At 71.4% G+C, this 21,302-nt stretch carries 20 protein-coding genes; 12 read left to right on the top strand and 8 right to left on the bottom strand.

Annotated elements, in window-relative coordinates:
- The first annotated feature begins 77 nt into the window (after positions 1-77).
- From ABZ725_RS27580 to ABZ725_RS27555, 6 genes are all read left to right on the top strand, one after another.
- On the top strand, positions 78-1,553 hold the full coding sequence (locus ABZ725_RS27580) for an MFS transporter (protein ID WP_358805233.1): 1,476 nt from the start codon (positions 78-80) through the stop codon (positions 1,551-1,553).
- Between the two features lie 120 nt (positions 1,554-1,673).
- Entirely contained in the window at positions 1,674-1,877 is a 204-nt protein-coding gene (locus tag ABZ725_RS27575) for a hypothetical protein (protein WP_358805232.1), read from the top strand.
- Entirely contained in the window at positions 1,874-2,308 is a 435-nt protein-coding gene (locus ABZ725_RS27570) for a type II toxin-antitoxin system death-on-curing family toxin (protein ID WP_358805231.1), read from the top strand. Before ABZ725_RS27575 ends, ABZ725_RS27570 begins: the two co-directional genes overlap by 4 nt.
- 179 nt (positions 2,309-2,487) lie before the next feature.
- Complete coding sequence (locus ABZ725_RS27565; RefSeq protein ID WP_351911784.1) at positions 2,488-4,281, top strand: DEAD/DEAH box helicase; 1,794 nt, start codon at positions 2,488-2,490, stop codon at positions 4,279-4,281.
- Between the two features lie 308 nt (positions 4,282-4,589).
- Complete coding sequence (locus tag ABZ725_RS27560; RefSeq protein ID WP_351911782.1) at positions 4,590-5,240, top strand: helix-turn-helix domain-containing protein; 651 nt, start codon at positions 4,590-4,592, stop codon at positions 5,238-5,240.
- A gap of 89 nt (positions 5,241-5,329) precedes the next feature.
- Positions 5,330-6,121: a S16 family serine protease gene (locus ABZ725_RS27555; RefSeq protein WP_358805230.1), complete on the top strand. Its 792-nt coding sequence runs from the start codon at positions 5,330-5,332 to the stop codon at positions 6,119-6,121.
- Positions 6,122-6,138: 17 nt separating this feature from the next.
- Here ABZ725_RS27555 and ABZ725_RS27550 read toward each other — a convergent pair whose 3' ends face one another.
- The 5 genes from ABZ725_RS27550 to ABZ725_RS27530 all read right to left on the bottom strand — a co-directional run bounded on the left by ABZ725_RS27550 (position 6,139) and on the right by ABZ725_RS27530 (position 10,346).
- Complete coding sequence (locus ABZ725_RS27550; RefSeq protein ID WP_358805313.1) at positions 6,139-7,020, bottom strand: glycine betaine ABC transporter substrate-binding protein; 882 nt, start codon at positions 7,018-7,020, stop codon at positions 6,139-6,141.
- A 65-nt stretch (positions 7,021-7,085) separates the two neighbouring features.
- On the bottom strand, positions 7,086-7,949 hold the full coding sequence (locus tag ABZ725_RS27545) for an ABC transporter permease (protein WP_358805229.1): 864 nt from the start codon (positions 7,947-7,949) through the stop codon (positions 7,086-7,088).
- Positions 7,946-9,190 (bottom strand): betaine/proline/choline family ABC transporter ATP-binding protein, encoded by a 1,245-nt coding sequence (locus tag ABZ725_RS27540; protein ID WP_358805228.1) that lies wholly within the window; start codon positions 9,188-9,190, stop codon positions 7,946-7,948. Before ABZ725_RS27540 ends, ABZ725_RS27545 begins: the two co-directional genes overlap by 4 nt.
- The gene (locus ABZ725_RS27535; protein WP_358805227.1) at positions 9,183-9,830 is read right to left on the bottom strand and encodes an ABC transporter permease; all 648 of its coding nucleotides are present in this window, start codon (positions 9,828-9,830) and stop codon (positions 9,183-9,185) included. Before ABZ725_RS27535 ends, ABZ725_RS27540 begins: the two co-directional genes overlap by 8 nt.
- 39 nt (positions 9,831-9,869) lie before the next feature.
- Complete coding sequence (locus ABZ725_RS27530) at positions 9,870-10,346, bottom strand: Lrp/AsnC family transcriptional regulator (RefSeq protein ID WP_351911772.1); 477 nt, start codon at positions 10,344-10,346, stop codon at positions 9,870-9,872.
- A 126-nt stretch (positions 10,347-10,472) separates the two neighbouring features.
- On the opposite strand from ABZ725_RS27530, the gene hppD reads away from it, so the two are divergent.
- On the top strand, positions 10,473-11,618 hold the full coding sequence (hppD, locus tag ABZ725_RS27525; RefSeq protein ID WP_358805226.1) for a 4-hydroxyphenylpyruvate dioxygenase: 1,146 nt from the start codon (positions 10,473-10,475) through the stop codon (positions 11,616-11,618).
- A 42-nt stretch (positions 11,619-11,660) separates the two neighbouring features.
- Here the strand turns inward: hppD and ABZ725_RS27520 are convergent, their stop codons facing one another.
- Entirely contained in the window at positions 11,661-13,100 is a 1,440-nt protein-coding gene (locus ABZ725_RS27520; RefSeq protein WP_358805225.1) for a tetratricopeptide repeat protein, read from the bottom strand.
- A gap of 98 nt (positions 13,101-13,198) precedes the next feature.
- On the opposite strand from ABZ725_RS27520, the gene ABZ725_RS27515 reads away from it, so the two are divergent.
- A complete protein-coding gene (locus ABZ725_RS27515; protein ID WP_358805224.1) occupies positions 13,199-14,569 on the top strand; it encodes an FAD-linked oxidase C-terminal domain-containing protein in 1,371 nt (456 codons plus the stop codon).
- 14 nt (positions 14,570-14,583) lie between these two features.
- Here the strand turns inward: ABZ725_RS27515 and ABZ725_RS27510 are convergent, their stop codons facing one another.
- Complete coding sequence (locus tag ABZ725_RS27510) at positions 14,584-15,060, bottom strand: SsgA family sporulation/cell division regulator (RefSeq protein ID WP_358805223.1); 477 nt, start codon at positions 15,058-15,060, stop codon at positions 14,584-14,586.
- 285 nt (positions 15,061-15,345) lie between these two features.
- Here ABZ725_RS27510 and ABZ725_RS27505 point away from each other — a divergent pair, with 285 nt between their 5' ends.
- Entirely contained in the window at positions 15,346-16,893 is a 1,548-nt protein-coding gene (locus ABZ725_RS27505; RefSeq protein WP_358805222.1) for an RDD family protein, read from the top strand.
- A gap of 73 nt (positions 16,894-16,966) precedes the next feature.
- Positions 16,967-17,641: an RDD family protein gene (locus ABZ725_RS27500; RefSeq protein ID WP_358805221.1), complete on the top strand. Its 675-nt coding sequence runs from the start codon at positions 16,967-16,969 to the stop codon at positions 17,639-17,641.
- Positions 17,642-17,723: 82 nt separating this feature from the next.
- Here ABZ725_RS27500 and ABZ725_RS27495 read toward each other — a convergent pair whose 3' ends face one another.
- Positions 17,724-18,074, bottom strand: a complete 351-nt coding sequence (locus ABZ725_RS27495) for a hypothetical protein (protein ID WP_358805220.1) — start codon at positions 18,072-18,074, stop codon at positions 17,724-17,726.
- A 355-nt stretch (positions 18,075-18,429) separates the two neighbouring features.
- Here ABZ725_RS27495 and ABZ725_RS27490 point away from each other — a divergent pair, with 355 nt between their 5' ends.
- Positions 18,430-20,781, top strand: coding sequence for an immune inhibitor A domain-containing protein (locus ABZ725_RS27490; RefSeq protein ID WP_358805219.1), 2,352 nt, complete (start codon positions 18,430-18,432; stop codon positions 20,779-20,781).
- 169 nt (positions 20,782-20,950) lie between these two features.
- Positions 20,951-21,292, top strand: a complete 342-nt coding sequence (locus ABZ725_RS27485; protein WP_358805218.1) for a hypothetical protein — start codon at positions 20,951-20,953, stop codon at positions 21,290-21,292.
- The last annotated feature ends 10 nt before the right edge of the window (positions 21,293-21,302 follow it).

Genomic DNA, 21,302 nt, shown 5'->3' with positions numbered 1-21,302 from the left:
CCTACGACCAAGGTCTCGGACGGAGTCCCGTCTTCCGACAGGGGTCAACGGCGGTTGTGGACCTTACGCTGGCGGCCATGGCTGCCCTCGAACCCCGCGACGCCGGTGTCGCAGACGACCCCGTTTCCTCCGCAGTGGAGAGTCACCCCGAGACCGAGACCGAGACCGAGACCGTCCTCGGGCGGTCCTATCGGGCCCTCAGCGTCGGGATCGTCTCCGTCGTGTTGCTCATCGCGTTCGAGGCCACCGCGGTGGGGACGGCCATGCCCGTCGCCGCGCGGGAGCTCGACGGGGTGTCGTTGTACGCGTTCGCGTTCTCCGGGTATTTCACGACCAGTCTGTTCGGGATGGTGTTCGCCGGGCAGTGGTCGGATCGGCGGGGGCCGCTCGGGGCGTTGGGCGGGGGGATCGTCGCCTTCGGGGCCGGGCTGCTGCTGTCCGGGAGCGCAGGGGTCATGTGGGTGTTCATTCTCGGGCGGGCCGTGCAGGGGCTCGGGGGCGGGCTGGTCGTCGTCGCGTTGTACGTCGTCGTCGGGCGCGCCTATCCGGAGCGGCTGCGGCCCGCGATCATGGCCGCGTTCGCCGCCGCCTGGGTCGTGCCGTCCGTCGTCGGGCCGCTTGCCGCCGGGACGGTGACCGAGCAGCTCGGGTGGCGGTGGGTGTTTCTCGGGATACCCGTCCTCGTCGTGCTTCCGCTTGCGCTCGCGCTGCCTCAGATACGGCGGCGGGCCGGTGGGCCAGTGGAGGGGGCGTCCGGGGCGGGCTTCGACCGGCGGCGGATCCGGCTCGCCCTCGGGATCTCTCTCGGGGCCGGGCTGCTGCAGTACGCCGCCCAGGATCTGAGGCCCGTCTCGGTGATCCCGGCCGCCGCCGGTGTCGCGCTGCTCGCGCCTGCCGTGCTCGGGCTGCTTCCGCGCGGTACCTGGCGGGCCGCCCGGGGGCTGCCGTCCGTCGTGCTGTTGCGCGGGGTGGCCGCCGGGTCCTTCATCGCCGCCGATTCGTTCGTGCCGTTGATGCTCGTGACGCAGCGGGGGCTGAGCCCGACCCTTGCCGGGCTCTCGCTCGCCGCCGGCGGGGGGACCTGGGCGTTCGGGTCGTGGGTGCAGTCGCGGCCGCGGGTGGAGCCGTACCGGGAGCGGCTCATGGCGCTCGGGATGGTGCTGACCGCGGTCGCCATCGCCTCCGCTCCCAGTGTGCTGATCCACTCCGTGCCCGCCTGGATCGTGGCCGTCGCCTGGGGGGTCGGGTGCTTCGGGATGGGGCTCGTCATCTCCTCCACCAGCGTGCTGTTGCTGCAGCTCTCCGCTCCCGAGAAGGCGGGGGCCAACTCCGCCGCGCTGCAGATCTCGGACGGACTGTCCAATGTGCTGCTGCTGGCCGTCGGGGGAGCCGCCTTCGCGGCCCTCGGCGGAGGCGCCGTCTCGCATACGGCCACGACGGCCGCCGGGTCCTCGCATCCGGCCGCGTTCGTCGCCGTCTTCCTGCCGATGGCGGGCGTGGCGTTGTTCGGGGCATGGGTGACGACCCGGCTGCGGGAGCGGTCGGCCACGTAGACGCACAAGTAGACGCAGTAGACGCACAAGTAGGCGCACAAGTCGGCGCATGAGCAGGCGCACAAGCCGGCGCGATAAAACGCGTTGGCCTCGCAGCGAGCAGGCCCTAGCCTCACCGGCATGCCACAGCCCCTCCTCCTTCCCCTCGACCCCGGCCTTCACCAGGCCCTGGCCGACCTCGCGGATGCCGTCGGTCGTACGCCGGAGGACATCGCGCTGGACGCCGTCCGCACCTGTCTGCGGGAGGAGGAGGCTCGGGTGCGGGTCGCCGCCGAGCGGCTCGCCGGAGCCCACGCCGACCTGTTGCGGAGGCTGGGGGAATGACCAGCCCTCCGACCGGCCACCCGACCGGCCCCCCGACCGGCCCCCCGACCGGCCCCCCGAGCCGGCACCTCACCGTCGCCGAAGTCACCGACATCGCGCGGATCGCGTTCGGTGGGCGGGCCCCCGAGGCGCGGGAGCCCGGGCTGCTCGCCTCCGCCGTGCACCGGCCCCGGGCGCGGATGTTCGGCACGGCCGCCTACGACGACGTCCACGAGCAGGCCGCCGCCCTGCTGCACGCGATCGCCGCGAACCACCCGCTCGTCGACGGCAACAAGCGTGCCGCGTGGCTCGCCGCCGCGACGTTTCTCGGGCTGCACGGCGTGGACCTGGCGGCCTGCGACCAGGACGTGGCGTATGAGCTGGTCATCGACGTGGCGTCCGGCGCGGAGTCCGAGGTCGCGGCGATCGCGCGGCGGCTGCGGGCGCTGTGACGTGGGTCCCAACCACCGACGACCCGGCCTCGTTCACGCGTTGACGACGCCGGGCCGCCGGTAGGGTGGCCCGGTTGTCATACGTAGCCGAGCCGCTCGACCACCCCACGGAGACCGTGACTACCGCCCGCCCGTCACCCGCCGCCACCCTCAACGGAGTGCCCTCCGGGCTCACACCTATGTCTGCCACCTCCACCGCCCACTCCCATCACCTCTCGCCCGCGTTTCCCGGCCGGGCCCCCTGGGGTACCGCCGGCAAGCTGCGGGCCTGGCAGCAGGGGGCGATGGAGAGGTATCTCCAGGAGCAGCCACGCGACTTTCTCGCCGTCGCCACCCCCGGCGCCGGCAAGACGACGTTCGCGCTGACCCTCGCCTCCTGGCTGCTGCACCACCATGTCGTGCAGCAGGTGACCGTGGTCGCGCCGACCGAGCACCTGAAGAAGCAGTGGGCGGAGGCCGCGGCCCGGATAGGCATCCGGCTCGATCCCGAGTACAGCGCCGGACCGCTCAGCAAGGACTACCACGGCGTCGCCGTGACCTACGCGGGCGTCGGCGTCCGCCCGATGCTGCACCGCAACCGCAGCGAGCAGCGCAAGACGCTGGTCATCCTCGACGAGATCCACCACGCCGGCGACAGCAAGTCGTGGGGCGAGGCGTGTCTCGAGGCCTTCGAGCCCGCCACCCGGCGGCTGGCGCTGACCGGTACGCCGTTCCGGTCCGACACCAATCCCATTCCCTTCGTGACGTACGAGGAGGGCAACGACGGGATTCGGCGGTCCTCCGCCGACTACACCTACGGGTACGGGTCCGCGCTCGCCGACAACGTCGTGCGGCCGGTCATCTTCCTCTCCTACAGCGGCCAGATGCGCTGGCGGACGAAGGCCGGCGACGAGATCGCGGCCCGGCTCGGCGAGCCGATGACCAAGGACGCGATCAGCCAGGCCTGGCGGACGGCCCTCGACCCGCGCGGCGAGTGGATGCCGAGCGTGCTGCGCGCCGCCGATCAGCGGCTCACCGAGGTCAGGAAGGCCATTCCGGACGCCGGTGCGCTCGTCATCGCCTCCGACCAGGACTCCGCCCGCGCCTACGCCAAGCTGATCCGCGAGATCACCGGGTCGAAGGCGACCGTCGTCCTGTCCGACGACACCGGCGCGTCCAACCGCATCGACGAGTTCAGCGCCGGCAACGACCGGTGGATGGTCGCGGTGCGGATGGTGTCCGAGGGCGTCGACGTGCCCCGGCTGGCCGTCGGCGTGTACGCCACCACCATCTCCACCCCCCTCTTCTTCGCCCAGGCCGTCGGTCGTTTCGTGCGGTCCCGGCGGCGCGGCGAGACCGCTTCCGTGTTCCTGCCGACCGTGCCCGACCTGCTCACCTTCGCCAATGAGATGGAGGTCGAGCGCGACCACGCCCTCGACAAGCCGAAGAAGGAGGGCGAGGAGGATCCGTACGCCGAGTCCGAGCAGGAGATGGACGAGGCGAACAAGGAGCAGGACGAGGACACCGGCGAGCAGGAGCAGTTCGCCTTCGAGGCGCTGGAGTCCGACGCCGTCTTCGACCGGGTGATGTACAACGGCGCCGAGTTCGGCATGCAGGCCCACCCGGGAAGCGAGGAGGAGCAGGACTACCTCGGCATCCCCGGGCTCCTCGAACCCGACCAGGTCCAGCTGCTGCTGCAGAAGCGGCAGGCCAAGCAGATCGCGCACAGCAAGAAGCGGCCGGACGCCGAGGCCGATCTGCTGGAGCTGCCGGCCGAGCGGCGGCCGGTCGTCTCGCACAAGGAGCTGATGGAGCTGCGCAAGCAGCTCAACACGATGGTCGGCGCGTACGTCCACCAGAGCGGCAAGCCGCACGGCGTGATCCACACCGAGCTGCGGCGCGTGTGCGGCGGCCCGCCGAGCGCGGAGGCGACGGGGGGCCAGCTGCGCCAGCGCATCGCCAAGGTGCAGGAGTGGGCCACCCGGATGAAGTGACCCCTCTGTGGGGGCGCTCGGAGTGGGGTCACGCTCCGTACGTATCGGGATAAATACAAGTAGTCCATACCGGCCAATGACCGGATTCTGGACGGAGCCTTCCGCTCAGCGAACCTGCTTCGCTACTGTCCCGCTACGCACACGCCCCGTGGCAGCGCCGCCGCGGAGCGCAGCCGTGAAGCGACTGGGCCCGGACACGCCGGGCCCATCTGTCGATCGGCGGCCTCTGAAGCGCGTCACTGACGGGACTCGGTGACGCATCCGCCGCGACGGGGGTTGCCGACCTCACCACTTAAGGAGTGGGAGTCGTGACCGCGGAGACCTCCCAGACGCTCGATCGAGGACTGAAGGTCCTCAAGCTGCTGGCCGACACCGACCACGGGCTGACCGTCACCGAACTTTCCAACAAACTGGGTGTGAACCGGACCGTCGTGTACCGGTTGCTCGCCACCCTGGAGCAGCACGCACTCGTACGGCGTGACCTGGGCGGGCGAGCCAGGGTCGGTCTCGGAGTGCTCAGGCTCGGCCGACAGGTGCATCCGCTGGTGCGGGAGGCCGCCCTGCCCGCGCTGCGCTCACTGGCCGAGGACATAGGCGCGACCGCGCATCTCACACTGGTGGACGGGACGGAGGCGCTCGCCGTCGCCGTCGTCGAGCCGACCTGGACGGACTACCACGTCGCCTACCGGGCCGGGTTCCGGCATCCGTTGGACCGGGGGGCCGCCGGCCGGGCGATCCTCTCCGCCCGGCAGAAGCCGGCGCCGCCGCCGAACGAGCCCGGCTACACGCTGACCCACGGCGAGCTGGAGGCCGGCGCGAGCGGCGCGGCCGCCCCGCTGCTCGGCGTGACCGGCGTCGAGGGCAGCGTGGGCGTGGTCATGCTCGCCGACGCGGTCCCGGAGCGTGTGGGCCCGCGGGTCGTGGACGCGGCACGGGAGGTGGCGGAGGCACTGCGCTGAGCGCGGTCGCAGATGCACAGCGGCCCGCGGCCGGACGACGACGACATCCGGCCGCGGGCCCGCACGCATGGCCACGTTAGATTGACCCCGTGCTCTCACGCCTCTCACGCCCCAAGGCCCTCGTCGTCTGCGCCCTGCCCGTCGTGGCGCTGCTCGCCACGGCCGCGCTCGCGCCGCTGCCGTTCGCGGTGGCGCAGCCGGGCATGACGGCGAACGTCCTCGGCGAGAACCAGGGCGCCCAGGTGATCACGATCTCCGGCGCGCCCACCCGGGACACCAGCGGGCAGCTGCGGATGACGACGATCGAGGCGACCGGCCCCGACACGGACGTCACCCTCGGCGATGTGATCGACGGCTGGTTCCGTGCCGACCAGGCGATCATGCCGCGCGACTCCGTCTACCCCAGCGGGGAGAGCACGAAGGAGATCGAGCAGCACAACACCGAGCAGATGGAGCAGTCCCAGGACGCCGCGACCGAGGCCGCGCTGAAGTATCTGAAGCTCTCCGACGACGACGTCAAGGTCACGCTGAAGCTGTCCGACGTCGGCGGCCCGAGCGCCGGGCTGCTGTTCTCGCTGGGCATCGTCGACAAGCTCGACGGCGACGGCAGCGGCGGCGACCTCACCGGCGGCCGGTCGATCGCCGGCACGGGGACGATCGAGGCCGACGGCACGGTGGGCGCGGTCGGCGGCGTCGCCCTGAAGACGCAGGCCGCCCGGCGGGACGGCGCGACCGTCTTCCTGGTGCCGAAGGACGAGTGCGGCGACGCCAAGTCCGAGCTGCCCAAGGGGCTGCGGCTGATCCCGGTCACCACGCTCGAGGGCGCGGTGAGCTCGCTGGTCGCGCTGGAGAAGGGGACCGGCTCGGTACCCGCCTGTTGACCGGGCCGACAGCGGGCCTACTTCACGAACCCCTCCTTCTTCATCCAGTCCAGCGCCACCTGATGCGGGTCCTCCCCGTCGACGTCCACCTTGGCGTTCAGCTCCTGCGCCACCTTGTTGGTCAGCTTCTTCGTGATCGGGTTGAGGACCTCCGCGATCGCCGGCCACTTCTTCAGGGTCTTCGAGTTGATCTCGGGGGCCGCGTTGTAGTTGGGGAAGAACTTCTTGTCGTCGGCCATCACCACCAGGTTCATGGACCTGATGCGCCCGTCGGTGGTGAACACCTCCCCGTACGTGCAACTCCCCTTCTGCACCTGGGTGTAGATGATCCCGGTGTCCATCTGCGTGATCCGGGACGCCGGCACGTTCATCCCGTACGCCTGCTGCATCCCCGGCAGCCCGTCCGCCCGGTTGGCGAACTCGCTCTCCACGCACAGCGTCACCGCGCCGGGGTCCGACCTGGCGAGGGCGGCCACCTCCGACAGCGTCTTCGTGCCGTACTTGCGGTAGGCGTCCTGGTTCATCGCCAGCGCGTAGGTGTTGTTCAGCCGTGACGGGGGCAGCCAGGTCACCCCGTTCTTCAGGTCGGCGTCGTGCACGGCCTGCCACTGCGCCTGGGGGTCGGCGATGGGCTTGCTGTTGCCCTGGTAGGTGATCCAGGCGGTGCCCGTGTACTCGTACATGCCGTCGGCGTCGCCCTTGCGGACCGCCTCGCGCGAGCCGATGGACCCCTGGATGCCGGTGCGGTCCAGGACGTCCGCGCCGGCCGCCTCGAAGGCGATGCCCATCATCGCGCCGAGGATGAGGTTCTCGGTGAAGGACTTGGACGTCACGGTGAGATGGGCGCCCTTGAGCGGCTCGCCCCGGCCGATCGAGCCCGGCGAGACGTCGTCGACCATGGGCGAGCCGCTGGTCAGCCCGCAGCCGGTGAGCAGCGCCAGCGCCGCCACGGCCGTGGGGCGCTTCACCGGTCCACCTCCAGTCCCCGTGGCCGCAGCAGCAGTTCGGCCAGTGAGGCGAGCCAGTCGACCAGCAGGGCCAGGGCGACGGTGAGGATCGAGCCCAGTACCAGCACCGGCATGCGCTGGGTGGTGATGCCGGTCGTGATCAGCACGCCCAGGCCGCCGCCCCCGCCGAAGGTCGCGAGCGTCGCCGTGCCGACGTTCAGGACGAGGGCCGTGCGCACGCCGGCCAGGATCAGCGGGACGGCGAGCGGCATCTCGATCCTGCTGAGCACGCCGGTCGGGGACATGCCGATCCCGCGGGCCGCCTCCAGCAGCGTCGGGTCGTTGGCCTTCAGTCCCGCGACGGTGTTGGAGAGCACGGGCAGGATGGCGTAGGCGATGATGCCGATGAGGGCGGCCTTCATGCCGGTGCCCAGCCAGATCACCAGCAGGGCGAGCAGCCCGATCGCCGGGGTGGCCTGGCCCATGTTGGCGACGGTCATGACGATCGGGGTGGCCTTGCGGAACGCCCGGCGGGTCAGCAGGACGCCCAGCGGGATGGCGATGATCAGGACGAAGAACGTGGAGATCGCCGTCAGCTCCACGTGCTGCCACAGCGCCTTGGACACCTGCCCGTCGGACAGCGCGTTCTTGGAGATCGCGTCCAGGTCCGCCTGCTCGAACCACAGCCAGGTCGCGAGCATCAGGGCGACGATGAAGGCGGGCACGAGGGTCAGCTGCTGCCAGGTGAGGCGTCGGTGGGGCGGCGGAGGGGGAGGCGGGGGCGGCGGGACCGCGGTCTGCTCCTGCTCCGGCCCGAGCACGCCGTCCGGTCCGAGCACGTCGTCCGGTCCGGGAGTCTCGTCCAGCTCCGGGGTGCTCATGCCTTCGCCTCCCCGGCCGGGCCCTCCTGTTCCGCGTGCGTCTGCGCGGCCCGGGCCTCCTCCAGTTCGGCCTGCGCCTCCAGCGCCTCCAGCCGGTCGGCCTCCAGCAGTTCGTGGACGGAGTTCATCAGCGTCTCCATGTCGACGACCCCGGTGTACTCGCCGCGCCGCCCGGTGACCACGACGCGCCCGGTGTTGTCCGTCAGCACCGCCTCCAGCGCGTCGCGCAGGGTGGCGTCCCGGGTCACCGTGTCGCTGACCAGGGTTCCCGCCCGCGCCAGCGAGCCCCTGGCCCGCATCAGGTCGCCGCGGCGCAGCCACTTGTAGGGCCGGCGCCGTTTGTCGAGGAGCAGGATCTCGTTGGTGCCGCTGGAGCGGAGCCGGTTGAAGATGGTCTGCAGCGGGTCGTCGACGGTCACCGTCGGGTAGTCGGTGATCTCCACGTCCCGCACCCGGCTGAGGTTGAGCCGCTTCAGGGCGGCCCCCGCCCCCACGAACCCGGAGACGAAGTCGTCCGCCGGGTTGGTGAGGATCGCCTCCGGGGTGTCGAACTGGGCGATGTGCGAGCGTTCGCGCAGCACCGCGATGCGGTCGCCGAGCTTGATCGCCTCGTCGAAGTCATGGGTGACGAACACGATCGTCTTGTGCAGCTCGTGCTGGAGCCGGATCAGCTCGTCCTGGAGGTGGTCGCGGGTGATCGGGTCGACGGCCCCGAACGGCTCGTCCATCAGCAGCACCGGCGGATCCGCCGCCAGGGCCCGGGCCACGCCCACCCGTTGCTGCTGCCCGCCGGACAGCTGGCGCGGATAGCGGCCGTGGAACTCGCCGGGGTCGAGCCCGACCAGGTCGAGCATCTCCTCCACGCGGTCCCGGATCCGGGTCTTGGGCCAGCCGATCATCCTCGGCACGAGGGCGATGTTCTGCGCGACCGTCATGTGCGGGAAGAGCCCGGAGGACTGGATCGCGTAGCCGACCTTGCGGCGCAGTTTCACCGGGTCGATGTCGGTGACGTCCTCGCCGCCGATCCGGATCCGCCCGCCGGTCGGCTCGATCAGCCGGTTGATCATCTTCAGGGTGGTCGACTTCCCGCACCCCGACGGCCCGACGAAGACGACCGTCTCGCCGGCCTTGATCTCCATGTTGACGCTGTCGACGGACGGGTGGGGGTTGCCGGGATACCGCTTGCTGAGGTTCTCCAGCTCGATCGACGCGCCATGCGATGCGGACCGGGCGTCAGACACGGATCCCCCTGGGAATCGTCAGCCGTCCGAGCAGGACGTACGCGGCGTCGAACAGCAGGGCCAGGGCGATGATCCCGAGCGTGCCCGCGAGGACCTGGTTGAGCGCGTTCTTGCTGCCCAGCGAGGCGAGACCACGGAAGATCTCGTTGCCGAGGCCGGGCCCGGAGGCGTACGCGGCGATGGCGGCGATGCCCATCAGCATCTGGGTGGAGACCCGGATCCCGGTCAGGATCGGCGGCCAGGCCAGCGGCAGCTCGACCCGTGCCAGCCGGGTCAGCCGGGACATCCCGATGCCCGTCGCGGCGTCCACCAGGGCGGGGTCGACGCCGCGCAGTCCGACGATGGAGTTCCGCACGATCGGCAGCAGCCCGTACAGGGTCAGCGCGATCACCGTCGGCGGCACGCCCAGGCCCACCACCGGGATCAGCAGACCGATCATGGCGAGCGACGGGACGGTCAGGATCGTGGAGGTGGCGGTGGTGGCGAGGTTGCCGCCCCAGTCGCTGCGGTAGGAGACGGCCCCGATCAGCACGCCCACCACGGTCGCCACGACCATGCACTGGAAGACGACGCTGGCGTGTTGCCAGGCATCGGTGAGCAGCTGCTGGTGACGGCTGTCCAGGTACTCCCAGAAGCTCACACGCGCTCACCGCCCGACATCGACTGGATCGACTGGGTCCTACTCCCGTGCGTCCTCGGCGGCCTGTTCCACCAGCGGGATGATCCGCAGCGGAACGGGGTTCTCCATCACGATCGCGGTGGAGGCCCGGACAATGCCATCAAAACCGACAACCCGGTCGATGACCCGCTGGAGATCGGCGTTGGACCGGGCCACCAGCCGGCACAGCATGTCCCCGCCGCCGGTGGTGGTGTGCAGCTCCAGCACCTCCGGCACCGATCCCAAGTGCGCCCGTACGTCGGGCCCTTGCCCCTGCCGGATCTGGAGGGTGGCGAACGCGGTGACCGGATAGCCGAGGGCCGCCGGATCGACCTGCGGCCCGAATCCCCGGATGACTCCGTTCGACTGAAGCCGGTCGAGCCGCGCCTGCACGGTCCCCCGGGCCACCCCCAGCCGCCGGGACATCTCCAGCACCCCCAGACGCGGCTCCCGGGCCAGCAGCACGATGATCCGGCCGTCCAGCTGATCGATCGCCATATGCGCCCGCCTCCGAGATGGTCACCCTGTACAGAAAGCCCGCCGAAACTGTCGTGCCACTGGGCATATTGTCCAGCTGGCACGTGAACTATTGCGCACCTTGCGGGCCGGAGCGAGGCTTTCGCTATGACGCAGACCACGCACCGCACTCCCGACACCGCCCGGCAGGCCGACCCCTTCCCGGTGAAGGGGATGGACGCGGTCGTCTTCGCCGTGGGCAACGCCAAACAGGCGGCGCACTACTACTCCACTGCCTTCGGCATGCGGCTGGTCGCCTACTCCGGACCGGAGACCGGCAGCCGCGAGACCGCCTCGTACGTGCTCACGAACGGCTCGGCCCGGTTCGTCCTCACCTCCGTCGTCAAGCCCGCCACCGCCTGGGGCCACTTCCTCGCACAGCATGTGGCCGAGCACGGCGACGGCGTCGTCGACCTCGCCATCGAGGTCCCGGACGCGCGCGCAGCGTACGCCTACGCCGTCGAGCACGGCGCCCGCTCGATCGCCGAGCCCTACGAGCTGAAGGACGAGCACGGCACGGTCGTCCTCGCCGCGATCGCCACCTACGGCGAGACCCGCCACACCCTCGTCGACCGCTCCGGCTACGACGGCCCGTATCTGCCGGGGTTCAAGGCCGCGGACCCGATCGTCGAACCGCCCGCCCACCGCACCTTCCAGGCGATCGACCACTGCGTCGGCAACGTCGAGCTCGGCCGGATGAACGAGTGGGTCGGCTTCTACAACAAGGTCATGGGCTTCACGAACATGAAGGAGTTCGTGGGCGACGACATCGCCACCGAGTACAGCGCGCTGATGTCGAAGGTCGTCGCGGACGGCACCCTCAAGGTCAAGTTCCCGATCAACGAGCCCGCGATCGCCAAGAAGAAGTCCCAGATCGACGAGTACCTGGAGTTCTACGGCGGCGCCGGCGTCCAGCACATCGCGCTCAACACCAACGACATCGTGCAGACGGTACGGACGATGCGGGCGGCCGGCGTGCGGTTCCTCGACACCCCGGACTCCTACTACGACACCCTCGGCGAGTGGGTCGGCGACACCCGTGTCCCCGTCGAGACCCTGCGCGAGCTGAAGATCCTCGCCGACCGCGACGAGGACGGCTATCTGCTGCAGATCTTCACCAAGCCGGTCCAGGACCGCCCGACCGTCTTCTTCGAGATCATCGAACGGCACGGCTCGATGGGCTTCGGCAAGGGCAACTTCAAGGCCCTGTTCGAGGCGATCGAACGCGAGCAGGAGAAGCGCGGCAACCTGTAGGAGTCACGCGGGCCGGGGGAGGATTCACGCGGGCCGGAGGAGTCACTCGGGCAGGGGGCGTTCGGGGACCTCGCCCAGCTGCGCCAGCGCCTCCCGGGCCACCGGGCCGAGCAGCGGCGAGAAGTACGGGTTGATCTGCAACGCCTCCCGCAGATGCCGCCGGGCCGGCCCGTCCTTGCCCAGCTTCCGCTCGATCATGCCCAGGTGGTAGAGGTACGGCGCGCTGTGCACCGCGCCGCCGCGCACCCGGTCGGTGGCGATCAGGGCGAACCCCAGGGCCGCCTTGTCGTCGCCGGCCCGGTGCAGCGCCCAGCCCAGCGCGTCCGCGACCGCGATCCCGCTCTGGCGCCGCCACTCGGCCCGCAGCCGGCGCACCGCCGAGACCGGGTCCCCGTGGTCCGCCTCGAACCGGCCGAGCAGCAGCTCCCCGTCGACCCCGCCCGCCGCCTCCTGCCGCACCCGCGTCCGCAGCAGGTCGTACTGCACATGCGCCGCCTGGGTGAGCCCCAGCGACTCGTACAGCTCGCCCAGCTCCAGCGCGTAACTCGGCAGCGGCTGTCTGGCGAGCGCCGCCCGGTACGCGCTCAGCGCCTCCGAGGTCCGTCCCAGCGCAGCCAGCGCCCGGCCCTGCCCGGCCTGCGCGGCCCGCTGGTCGGGGTCGATCCGGACCGCCTCCTGGAAGTGCCGCAGCGCGTCCGCCCGGTCGCCGCGCTCCCAGGCGAGCTGCCCGGCCCGCTCCAGCCAGGCCGCCTGCTCGGCGGGGGAGGAGGCGCCGGCCGCCGCGTCCGCCAGCGCCGCCTGCGCGTCCTCGCGCCAGCCGCGCTCCCAGTAGACGCCCGCGGCCCGCGCCCGCACGGCCGGCCCGGAGCGCAGCGCCAGCAGCCGGTCGAGGGACCTGCGGGCCTTCTTGTAGTCGCCGAGCCCGGTGTACGCGTCGATGAGCTGCGGATACGTCGTCCAGCGCTTCGGCGCCAGCTTGCGCGCGGCCTCGCCCCAGCTCAGGGCGGCCCGGAAGTCACGGCGCGCGTTGGCCAGCGCGGCCAGCCCGTCGAGGGCGTCGGCGTTGTTCCTGGGGCGCACCTTCAGCGAGGTCCGCAGCGCCTGTTCGGCCTTGGGGTACTGGACGGCCACCTCGGCGGTGCGGCGGCCCTGCTCGACGTAGGCCGCGGCGAGCACCGCCCAGGACCGCGCGTCCCGCGGATGCTCCCGCACCCGGCTCTCGCGCTCGTCGATCAGCACGGCCAGGTCGGACAGCGCGGCCGGCACCCCGGCCCGGACCGCCGTGGCCGCCTGCGCCCCCGCGGCCGGTGCGGGCGCCCGCTGCCCCGATCCCCCGCCGGACAGCCACATCAGCACCCCGCCGCCCAGCACCAGACACCCCACGAGCGAGCCGACGACCAGCCGCCGCCGCGGCCGGAACGTCTTCCCGGGGGCATCCTCGGGGGCGGTGTCCTGTTCCTTCTCCATGGCGTCGTTCTCCATGGCGTTCACTGTGCGCCAGTACGACGACCGTATGACGTCAGCCGAAGCGTCCGGCGGACGGGGTTCACACCGATGGCCCCGGGTGCGAACCTGTGATCATGAGCCGTAGCCTCGTAGAACGTCTGCTCACCGGCCTGCCCGCCGAGGCCGTCCTCACCGACCCGGACGTCACGGTCTCCTACGCCAACGACATGGCCGGCTTCTGCCCGGCCGGCACTCCGGCCGTGGTCGTGCTGCCGCGCACGGCCGAAGAGGTCCAGCACGTCATGCGCACGGCGACCGAACTGCGCGTCCCGGTCGTTCCGCAGGGCGCCCGCACCGGCCTGTCCGGCGGCGCCAACGCCTCCGAGGGCTGCATCGTCCTCTCCCTCGTCAAGATGGACCGCATCCTCGAGATCAACCCGGTCGACCGTATCGCCGTCGTCGAGCCGGGCGTCGTCAACGCGACCCTCTCCCGCGCGGTCGACGCACTCGGCCTGTACTACCCGCCGGACCCCTCCAGCTGGGAGACGTGCACGATCGGCGGCAACATCGGCACCGCCTCGGGCGGCCTGTGCTGTGTGAAGTACGGGGTGACGGCCGAGTACGTCCTCGGCCTGGACGTCGTCCTGGCCGACGGCCGGCTGATGACCACCGGCCGCCGCACCGCGAAAGGCGTCGCCGGGTACGACCTCACCCGGCTGTTCGTGGGCTCCGAGGGCTCGCTGGGCATCGTCGTCCGGGCGATCCTGGCGCTGCGGCCGCAGCCGCCGCAGCAGTTGGTGCTCGCGGCCGAGTTCGCCTCCGGGGCCGCCGCGTGCGACGCCGTGTGCCGGATCATGGCGGGCGGGCACGTGCCGTCGCTCCTCGAACTCATGGACCGTACGACGGTCAGGGCCGTCAACGACCTCTCCCGCATGGGACTTCCGGAGACCACCGAGGCTCTGCTGCTGGCGGCCTTCGACACCCCCGACCCGGCCGCCGACCTCGCTGCCGTCGGCGCGCTGTGCGAGGCGGCCGGCGCCACCCAGGTCGTGCCCGCCGACGACTTCGCGGAGTCCGAACTCCTGCTCCAGGCACGACGGTCGGCGCTGGTCGCCCTGGACGCCGTCAAGGGCACGACGATGATCGACGACGTGTGCGTGCCCCGGTCGCGACTCGGCGAGCTGATCGACGGCGTCGAACGCATCGCGCAGAAGCACGAGTTGACCATCGGGGTGGTCGCCCACGCGGGCGACGGCAACACCCACCCGACGGTCTGCTTCGACGCGCAGGACCCCGACGAGTGCCGGCGCGCCCGCGAGTCCTTCGACGAGATCATGGGCCTCGGCCTGGAACTCGGCGGCACCATCACCGGCGAGCACGGCGTGGGCGTGCTCAAGAAGGAGTGGCTGGCGCGCGAGCTCGGCCCCGTCGGAGTGGAGATGCAGCGGGCCGTGAAGGCGGCCTTCGACCCGCTGGGCATCCTCAACCCGGGCAAGCTGTTCTGATCACTCACCCACCCTCACTCTCCGTCCCGGGACCCGTCCCCCGGCCACGGGTCGGAGAGCCACAGTTCGTCCGCGGGAGTCGGGGCGAGCAGCTCCGCCAAACCGTCGTCGATGCCGAGCCGATCGGCCTCGCTCCCCGGCGGCACCACCCGCAGCGTCCGCTCCAGCCAGGCCGAGACCTGCGGCGCGGGCGCCTGGAGAAGGGCGTCGCCGTCGGGTGAGCTCAGCGCCATCAGCACGACGCTGCGCCCCTCCGCCTTCGTCGGCCACACCCGCACGTCCCCGTGCCCGCACGGCCGGAACACGCCCTCCACCAGCAGCTCACGGGCGAACGTCCAGTTGACGGGCTGCTCGGAGTTGATGTGGAAGGTGACGAGGACGGCGAAGGGGTCGTCGCTGCGGAAGCTGAGCCGGGCCGGGACCGGGATGCTGCGCTCCGGCGACAGGATGAGCCTGAGCTCCAGTTCGCGTTCCACCACCGTGTGATGCATGTCGGTTCTCCTCTCGAAACGGGCCTCGCACGGGCCCGCGGGTGGGCCCGTACGAGTGGAGAGCGAGTGGAGCCGGAACCATTACGCGGGTTCGGAGAACTTTTTTCTGTGAGTTCCCGTCCCCGGGCGCCGGCCGAGGACAGGGTCCGGTTCCGAACGTGTGAAGAGCCTGCACGGGGTTGCCCGGAAACGAGCGGGTACGGCAGGACTGGCGGTGAGGCTTGCGTCGGTCTGATAGATGTGGAGCCCCCCATCCCACCCCCGAGCAGATACGGGACGACGGACATGAGCGCCCCAACCCCGGCCCCCGGCGACGACAGGCCCCGCGAGGGGTATTACCCGGACCCGTCCATCCCTGGATACGTCCGGTACTGGAACGGTGCCTCCTGGGTACCGGGCACCAGCCGACCGGCGCCGTCCGACGGCCGGCCGCTCACGCCCCCGCCCGGCGGCGGGCCCGCGGCCTCCGTGGAGGAGACCGGCCCGCACTTCTTCGACGAGGACCCGGCCGCGGCTCCCGCCGACCCGTACGGCGGCGGCCCCGAGCCCGCCTCCGCGTGGGGCGCCGACCGCTCCCGTCAGTCCGGCTTCGGCGGCGACCAGGACCGCCGGGTCTCCTGGGGCTCCCCGCAGGCCGCCGACCCGAGGGTGCCCGCGCCGGCCCAGCCCGAGGGCCTCTCGACGAGCACGGACGGCATGACGACGATCCCGCCCGCCGAGCCGACGGCCGACGGCGGCGCGGGCGCCGGGGACGTGGTCTCCGGGGGCACGTTCGTCTTCCGCCGGCCGACGGCGGGCGACGGGGGAGCGGGCGCGGCCCCCTCCGGTCCCGCCGGCCCCGTCCCCGACGAGGGCACCGTCACCTTCCGTGCGCCGGCCCCGCGCACGGGCCACCAGGACGGCGCGCCCGGCGCGCCCCCCGGGAGCACCCCGGCCGCCGCCCCCGGCCCCGTCGCGGGCTTCGCCCCCGGGACCCAGGGTCCGACGACGGCTCCGGCAGCGCCCCCGGCGACGCCTGCCGCCCCCGCCAAGCCCGGCTTCGGCGCGGGCAAGGCCGCCGCCGAGCGCGCGGCCGCCCAGGCGGCGGCCGTCCCCGCCCCGCAGGGCCCCGCGGCCTTCCCGCCCGCCGCCGCCCAGCAGGTCGCGCCGAGCGTCCCGCAGCAGGCGGGCGGCCCCGGCGGCCCGATTCCCGCGGCGCCGCAGCCCGCCGCGCCGATGCTCCCCGGTCCCGGTGGCGGGCAGCCCTCCTGGGCGCAGCAGGTGCAGCGGCTCGCGGGTGAGGACGGGCCCGTCGCGCCGTGGAAGCCGCCGGTCGAGGACATCTTCCAGGCGGCCGCCCGGCGGCAGGCCGAGGCCCGTCCCGCCGGCCTCGGCAAGCGGCTCGCGGCCCGTCTCGTCGACACGCTCGTCCTCGCGGCCGTCACGGGCGCCGCCGCCGTGCCGCTCGGCGTGAAGGCCCTCGACCACGTCAACGACAAGATCGACGCGGCCAAACTCACCGGCGAGACCGTCACCGTCTGGCTGCTCGACGGCACGACGTCGGTGTACCTGGGGATCGTCCTCGCCGTCCTGCTGGTCTTCGGGGTGGTGTACGAGGCGCTGCCGACCGCCAAGTGGGGCCGCACGCTGGGCAAGAAGCTGTTCGGGCTGGAGGTGCGGGACATCGAGGGCGGCTCGCCCCCGTCCTTCGGGTCGGCGCTGCGCCGCTGGCTCGTCTACAGCGTGCCCGGTCTGCTCGTCGTCGGTGTCGTGGGCGTCGTCTGGGGCCTGTTCGACAAGCCGTGGCGGCAGTGCTGGCACGACAAGGCGGCGCACACCTTCGTCGCCGGCTGACACCTGACGACGCGTCCCCCGGACGGCCGCTCGCCGGATGCGGAGCCGGGGGGTTCGCGGTCGACTCGGGGGCATGACCACCGAACCGCCCCCCGGCTCAGGCGGCGGCGAGCCGCCGGAGGACGATCCGTTCAGGAAGCGGCCGCCGCAGCCCCCGCACGACCAGGGGCAGGGCTCGCCGTACGACACCCCGCACGGCCCGCAGGGACCGGAGGAACCGTTCGGCGGCGGCCCGTACGGGGGCGGCGGTCCGTACGGCGGCGACCCCTACGGCGGTTACCCCGCGGACCCGCTCGCCGGGATGCCGCCGCTCGCCGACAGCGGCAAGCGCACGCTGGCCCGGATCATCGACATGATCCTCGTCTTCATCGTGGTGGCGCTGCTGTCATGGGCGTTCGGGGTCGCGCAGTACACCGTGGACACGGACGACATCGAGTTCGGCAAGACCTTCGGGCGGGAGCTGATCACCGCGATCCTGTACGTCGCGTACGACACGGTCCTGACCGCCCGGTCCGGCCAGACGCTGGGCAAGAAGTGGCTCGGCATGCGGGTGGCCAACCTCGACAACGGCTCCACGCCGTCCGCGCAGACCTCGCTGGTCCGGGCCCTGGTGCTGTGGGTGCCGTTCGCGTTCTGCTGCGCCTGTCTGTGGACGGCGGTCTGCGGCGGCTGGAGCTACTTCGACAAGCCCTACAAGCAGGGCCTGCACGACAAGGCGGCCAAGACGGTGGTGGTCAGCACCGGCTGACGCACCCTCCGGCAGCACACACGGCCAGGGGCCGGCGCCCCGCACGGGGCGCCGGCCCCTGGCCGTGTGTACAGCAAGGGTGTCAGGGGGCCGTGCGCTCCCGGACGGGCTCGGGCGCGGAGGCGACCGAAGCCGGCACGGGCGCGTTCACGGGCGCGTGCACCGGAACGGCGACGGTGACCGGGGTGACGGGAACGGAGACGGGCTCGGGCCTGCTCGCGGGCTTCTTCGCCGAGGAGCGGGCCACGATGGTCCCGGGCGACTTCTGCGCCGGTACCGTCATGGCGACGAGCACGCCGAGCGCGACCGCGGCGACGACGATGACGGCGATGCCGGGGCCCGAACTCGTCTGTGACAGCAGCAGCATGGCGAGCGTCGAGAAGATGACGGTGCAGGAACCGTACGTGAGCTGTGCGAGGTTCGGACGAGGCATGGCAATCGTGTCCTCGGAAGCGGGGGCGGTCTCGACTCTATTCGGCTGCATGCCCGAGTGGAACGAACGGTAAGCGTGACCTAACCCACGGTGCCGGTGCACAGGGGGCGCACGGAGTCATGACGTCCACCCAGTGGACTGGCGTGCGCGCCCGTCATGTAACAGTCATATGTCCGCAATGCGAACAGCCGGTCCTGATAATGCAATTGACTTGTTCAAGTCAAGGTCTGTCTTTTCTTCCCAACCAGTAGTCAAATGGCGTCACTTGACTACACGCGTATAACAGCGCGCGGACCTTCCTTGACAGGGAATCCCCCCTACCGCGCGCACGGGCGCGTGCGTGGGAGGACATCAAGTGAGCAGTAGAACCTGGACGTTCAGGACGGCCGCGACGGTCGTCGCCCTTGCGGCGGCCTCGGCGACGTTCACGACGTTCGCCGTTGCGCAGGCCGCCGAGAACGGCTCGGCGAAGGCCCCGGCGGCGGACCGGCAGGACCCGCAGCCCGAGAAGGCCCACGAGCACGACTTCGACGGGCCGCTCAGCAAGACCCAGGAAGCCCAGCGCGAGGAGGCCCTCAAGCAGGTCATATCCGGCGAGGCCACGGTCAAGGACCGGGACGGCTCCAAGGTCGTCCAGCTCGACAGCCGTAAGGGCGACAGCAAGTACGTCGAGCTCGGCCGCGAGAAGACCGACAAGATCTTCACGATCCTGGTCGAGTTCGGCGACCAGGTCGACCCCCGCTACGGCGGCACGGTCGGCCCGCTGCACAACCAGATAGCCGCGCCGGACCGCACCAAGGACAACAGCACGGCCTGGCAGGCGGACTACAACCAGGCGCACTTCCAGGACCTGTACTTCGGCACCGGCAAGAAGACCGAGTCGCTGAAGAAGTACTACGAGAAGCAGTCCTCGGGCCGCTACTCGGTCGAGGGCGAGGTCACCGACTGGGTCAAGGTCCCCTACAACGAGGCCCGTTACGGCTCCAACGACGCCTCCACCGGCGCCTGGTACGCGGTCCAGGACGGCGTCAACGCCTGGGTCGCCGAGCGCGAGGCGGCCGGCGCCACCGCCGTCGAGATCAAGGCCGAGCTGGCCGAGTTCGACCAGTGGGACCGCTACGACTACGACGGCGACGGCGACTTCAACGAGTCCGACGGCTACATCGACCACTTCCAGATCGTGCACGCCGGCGAGGACGAGTCCGCGGGCGGCGGCGCCCAGGGCGCGGACGCCATCTGGGCCCACCGCTGGTACGCCTTCGGCACCGACGCCGGCTCCACCGGCCCGGACACCAACAAGCTCGGCGGCGCCCAGGTCGGCGACACCGGCATCTGGGTCGGCGACTACACCATCCAGCCGGAGAACGGCGGACTCGGTGTCTACGCCCACGAGTACGGCCACGACCTCGGTCTGCCGGACGAGTACGACACCTCCGGCGGCGGCGAGAACTCCACCGGCTTCTGGACGCTGATGTCGTCCGGCTCCTGGCTCGGCACCGGCAAGGAGGCCATCGGCGACCTGCCCGGCGACATGAACGCCTGGGACAAGCTGCAGCTGGGCTGGCTGGACTACGACGTCGCCAAGGCCGGCGTGAAGTCCACCCACACGCTCGGCGTCGCGGAGTACAACACCAAGAACGCCCAGGCCCTCGTGGTCCAGCTGCCGGAGAAGGAGGTCACCACCGAGGTGGTCGCCCCGGCCGAGGGCGCCACGCAGTGGTGGAGCGGCAGCGGCGACAACCTGCGCAACACCCTGACCCGCACGGTCGACCTGACCGGCAAGACCTCCGCCGCCCTCTCCCTGGACGGCTGGTGGGACATCGAGCAGGACTACGACTACCTGTACACCGAGGTCTCCACCGACGGCGGCGCGAACTACACGCCGATCGACGGCACGCTGGCCGACGGCAGCGCGATCCCGCGTGACGGCAGCGGCAAGCCGGCCCTGACCGGCACGGTCGACGCCCACCAGAAGCTGACGTTCCCGCTGGACGCCTACGCGGGCAAGCAGATCAGCCTGCGCTTCCGCTACGCCACCGACGGCGGCGTGGCCCAGAAGGGCTTCACGGCCGACGAGATCACCGTGACGGCGGACGGCGCCACGCTGTTCTCCGACAACGCGGAGAGCGCCGACGCGGCCTGGACGGCGAGCGGCTTCTCCCGCATCGGCGCGTCCATCACGGACGACTATGCGCAGTACTACATCGCCGAGAACCGCCAGTACGTGTCGTACGACAAGACCCTCAAGGTCGGCCCGTACAACTTCGGCTTCTCGACGACGCGCCCCGACTGGGTCGAGCACTACCCGTACCAGAACGGCCTGCTGATCTGGAAGTGGGACACCTCCCAGGCGGACGACAACACCAGCGTCCACCCGGGTGAGGGCCTGATCCTCCCGATCGACTCGCACCCCACCCCGCTGAAGTGGGCGAACGGCACCGCGATGAACGCCCGTCTGCAGAGCTTCGACTCGCCCTTCAGCCTGTACCGCACGGACGCGATCACGCTCCACAGGGCCGATGTCGCGGTCAAGATCAAGTCCCGTCCGGGCGTCGGCGTCTTCGACGACGGAACGTCGACGTACTACGACGCGCTGACCCCGCTCGCGGGCGTCAAGGTCACTGACACCAACACCTCGATCAAGATCGTCAAGGAGGCCCTGAACGGCTCCACGATCAAGGTGAAGGTCGGTCCGTCGGCGAAGTAGCCGACATAAACGCAGGTCAAAGGCACATCGGCGGCAGCCCCCTGGCGGGTTGCCGCCGATCGTGTTTAGGTGCCTCCTGTGGACTTCTTATTGACGCAGACCTCGGCGACGGCATGGCCGCCGACCTCGATACAGACCTCGATACCGACTCGCACGGGGGTGTGACCGCATGGCCGCAGGAGGTTTCTGCAAGTTGCCCGACGGCATGGTGGTGGTGGCGCTGAACCTGCCCCGCCCCGCCCTCGCCGACGGCACCTCGGACGTCCGCGTCCTCGTCCACGCCCACAACCGCGCCCGAGCCCTGACCAGGCTCCGCAACCTCGGCCTGCGCGCCGTCTACCTGCGCGGCAACGCGGCCCCACCGACCCCGGACGAGATCACGGCGGTCCTGCACCACCCCGACGGCCTGATATGGCGTACAGCCCCTGACAACGGTGTCGCACCCCCCGTCGTAGCGGCGCCGGAACTGTGGCGCCCGATCCGAGCACTGCTACGCAAGGCGGCGGCGTAGGGACCCGGGG

The sequence above is a fragment of the Streptomyces sp. NPDC006872 genome (assembly GCF_040635845.1).
Taxonomy (GTDB): Bacteria; Actinomycetota; Actinomycetes; order Streptomycetales; family Streptomycetaceae; genus Streptomyces.
The sequence above is the reverse complement of the archived record's forward strand: the minus strand, read 5'-3'. Positions and strand labels throughout refer to the sequence as shown.

Bases quoted from the DNA above. Each gene is read 5' to 3' on its own strand.
- ABZ725_RS27495 (WP_358805220.1), bottom strand. From the start codon at position 18,074: ATGCCTCGTCCGAACCTCGCACAGCTCACGTACGGTTCCTGCACCGTC.
- ABZ725_RS27575 (WP_358805232.1), top strand. From the start codon at position 1,674: ATGCCACAGCCCCTCCTCCTTCCCCTCGACCCCGGCCTTCACCAGGCC.
- ABZ725_RS27570 (WP_358805231.1), top strand. From the start codon at position 1,874: ATGACCAGCCCTCCGACCGGCCACCCGACCGGCCCCCCGACCGGCCCC.
- hppD (WP_358805226.1), top strand. From the start codon at position 10,473: ATGACGCAGACCACGCACCGCACTCCCGACACCGCCCGGCAGGCCGAC.
- ABZ725_RS27485 (WP_358805218.1), top strand. From the start codon at position 20,951: ATGGCCGCAGGAGGTTTCTGCAAGTTGCCCGACGGCATGGTGGTGGTG.
- ABZ725_RS27530 (WP_351911772.1), bottom strand. From the start codon at position 10,346: ATGGCGATCGATCAGCTGGACGGCCGGATCATCGTGCTGCTGGCCCGG.
- ABZ725_RS27520 (WP_358805225.1), bottom strand. From the start codon at position 13,100: ATGGAGAACGACGCCATGGAGAAGGAACAGGACACCGCCCCCGAGGAT.
- ABZ725_RS27515 (WP_358805224.1), top strand. From the start codon at position 13,199: ATGAGCCGTAGCCTCGTAGAACGTCTGCTCACCGGCCTGCCCGCCGAG.
- ABZ725_RS27510 (WP_358805223.1), bottom strand. From the start codon at position 15,060: ATGCATCACACGGTGGTGGAACGCGAACTGGAGCTCAGGCTCATCCTG.
- ABZ725_RS27500 (WP_358805221.1), top strand. From the start codon at position 16,967: ATGACCACCGAACCGCCCCCCGGCTCAGGCGGCGGCGAGCCGCCGGAG.
- ABZ725_RS27550 (WP_358805313.1), bottom strand. From the start codon at position 7,020: ATGGTCGACGACGTCTCGCCGGGCTCGATCGGCCGGGGCGAGCCGCTC.
- ABZ725_RS27545 (WP_358805229.1), bottom strand. From the start codon at position 7,949: ATGAGCACCCCGGAGCTGGACGAGACTCCCGGACCGGACGACGTGCTC.
- ABZ725_RS27580 (WP_358805233.1), top strand. From the start codon at position 78: ATGGCTGCCCTCGAACCCCGCGACGCCGGTGTCGCAGACGACCCCGTT.
- ABZ725_RS27565 (WP_351911784.1), top strand. From the start codon at position 2,488: ATGTCTGCCACCTCCACCGCCCACTCCCATCACCTCTCGCCCGCGTTT.
- ABZ725_RS27505 (WP_358805222.1), top strand. From the start codon at position 15,346: ATGAGCGCCCCAACCCCGGCCCCCGGCGACGACAGGCCCCGCGAGGGG.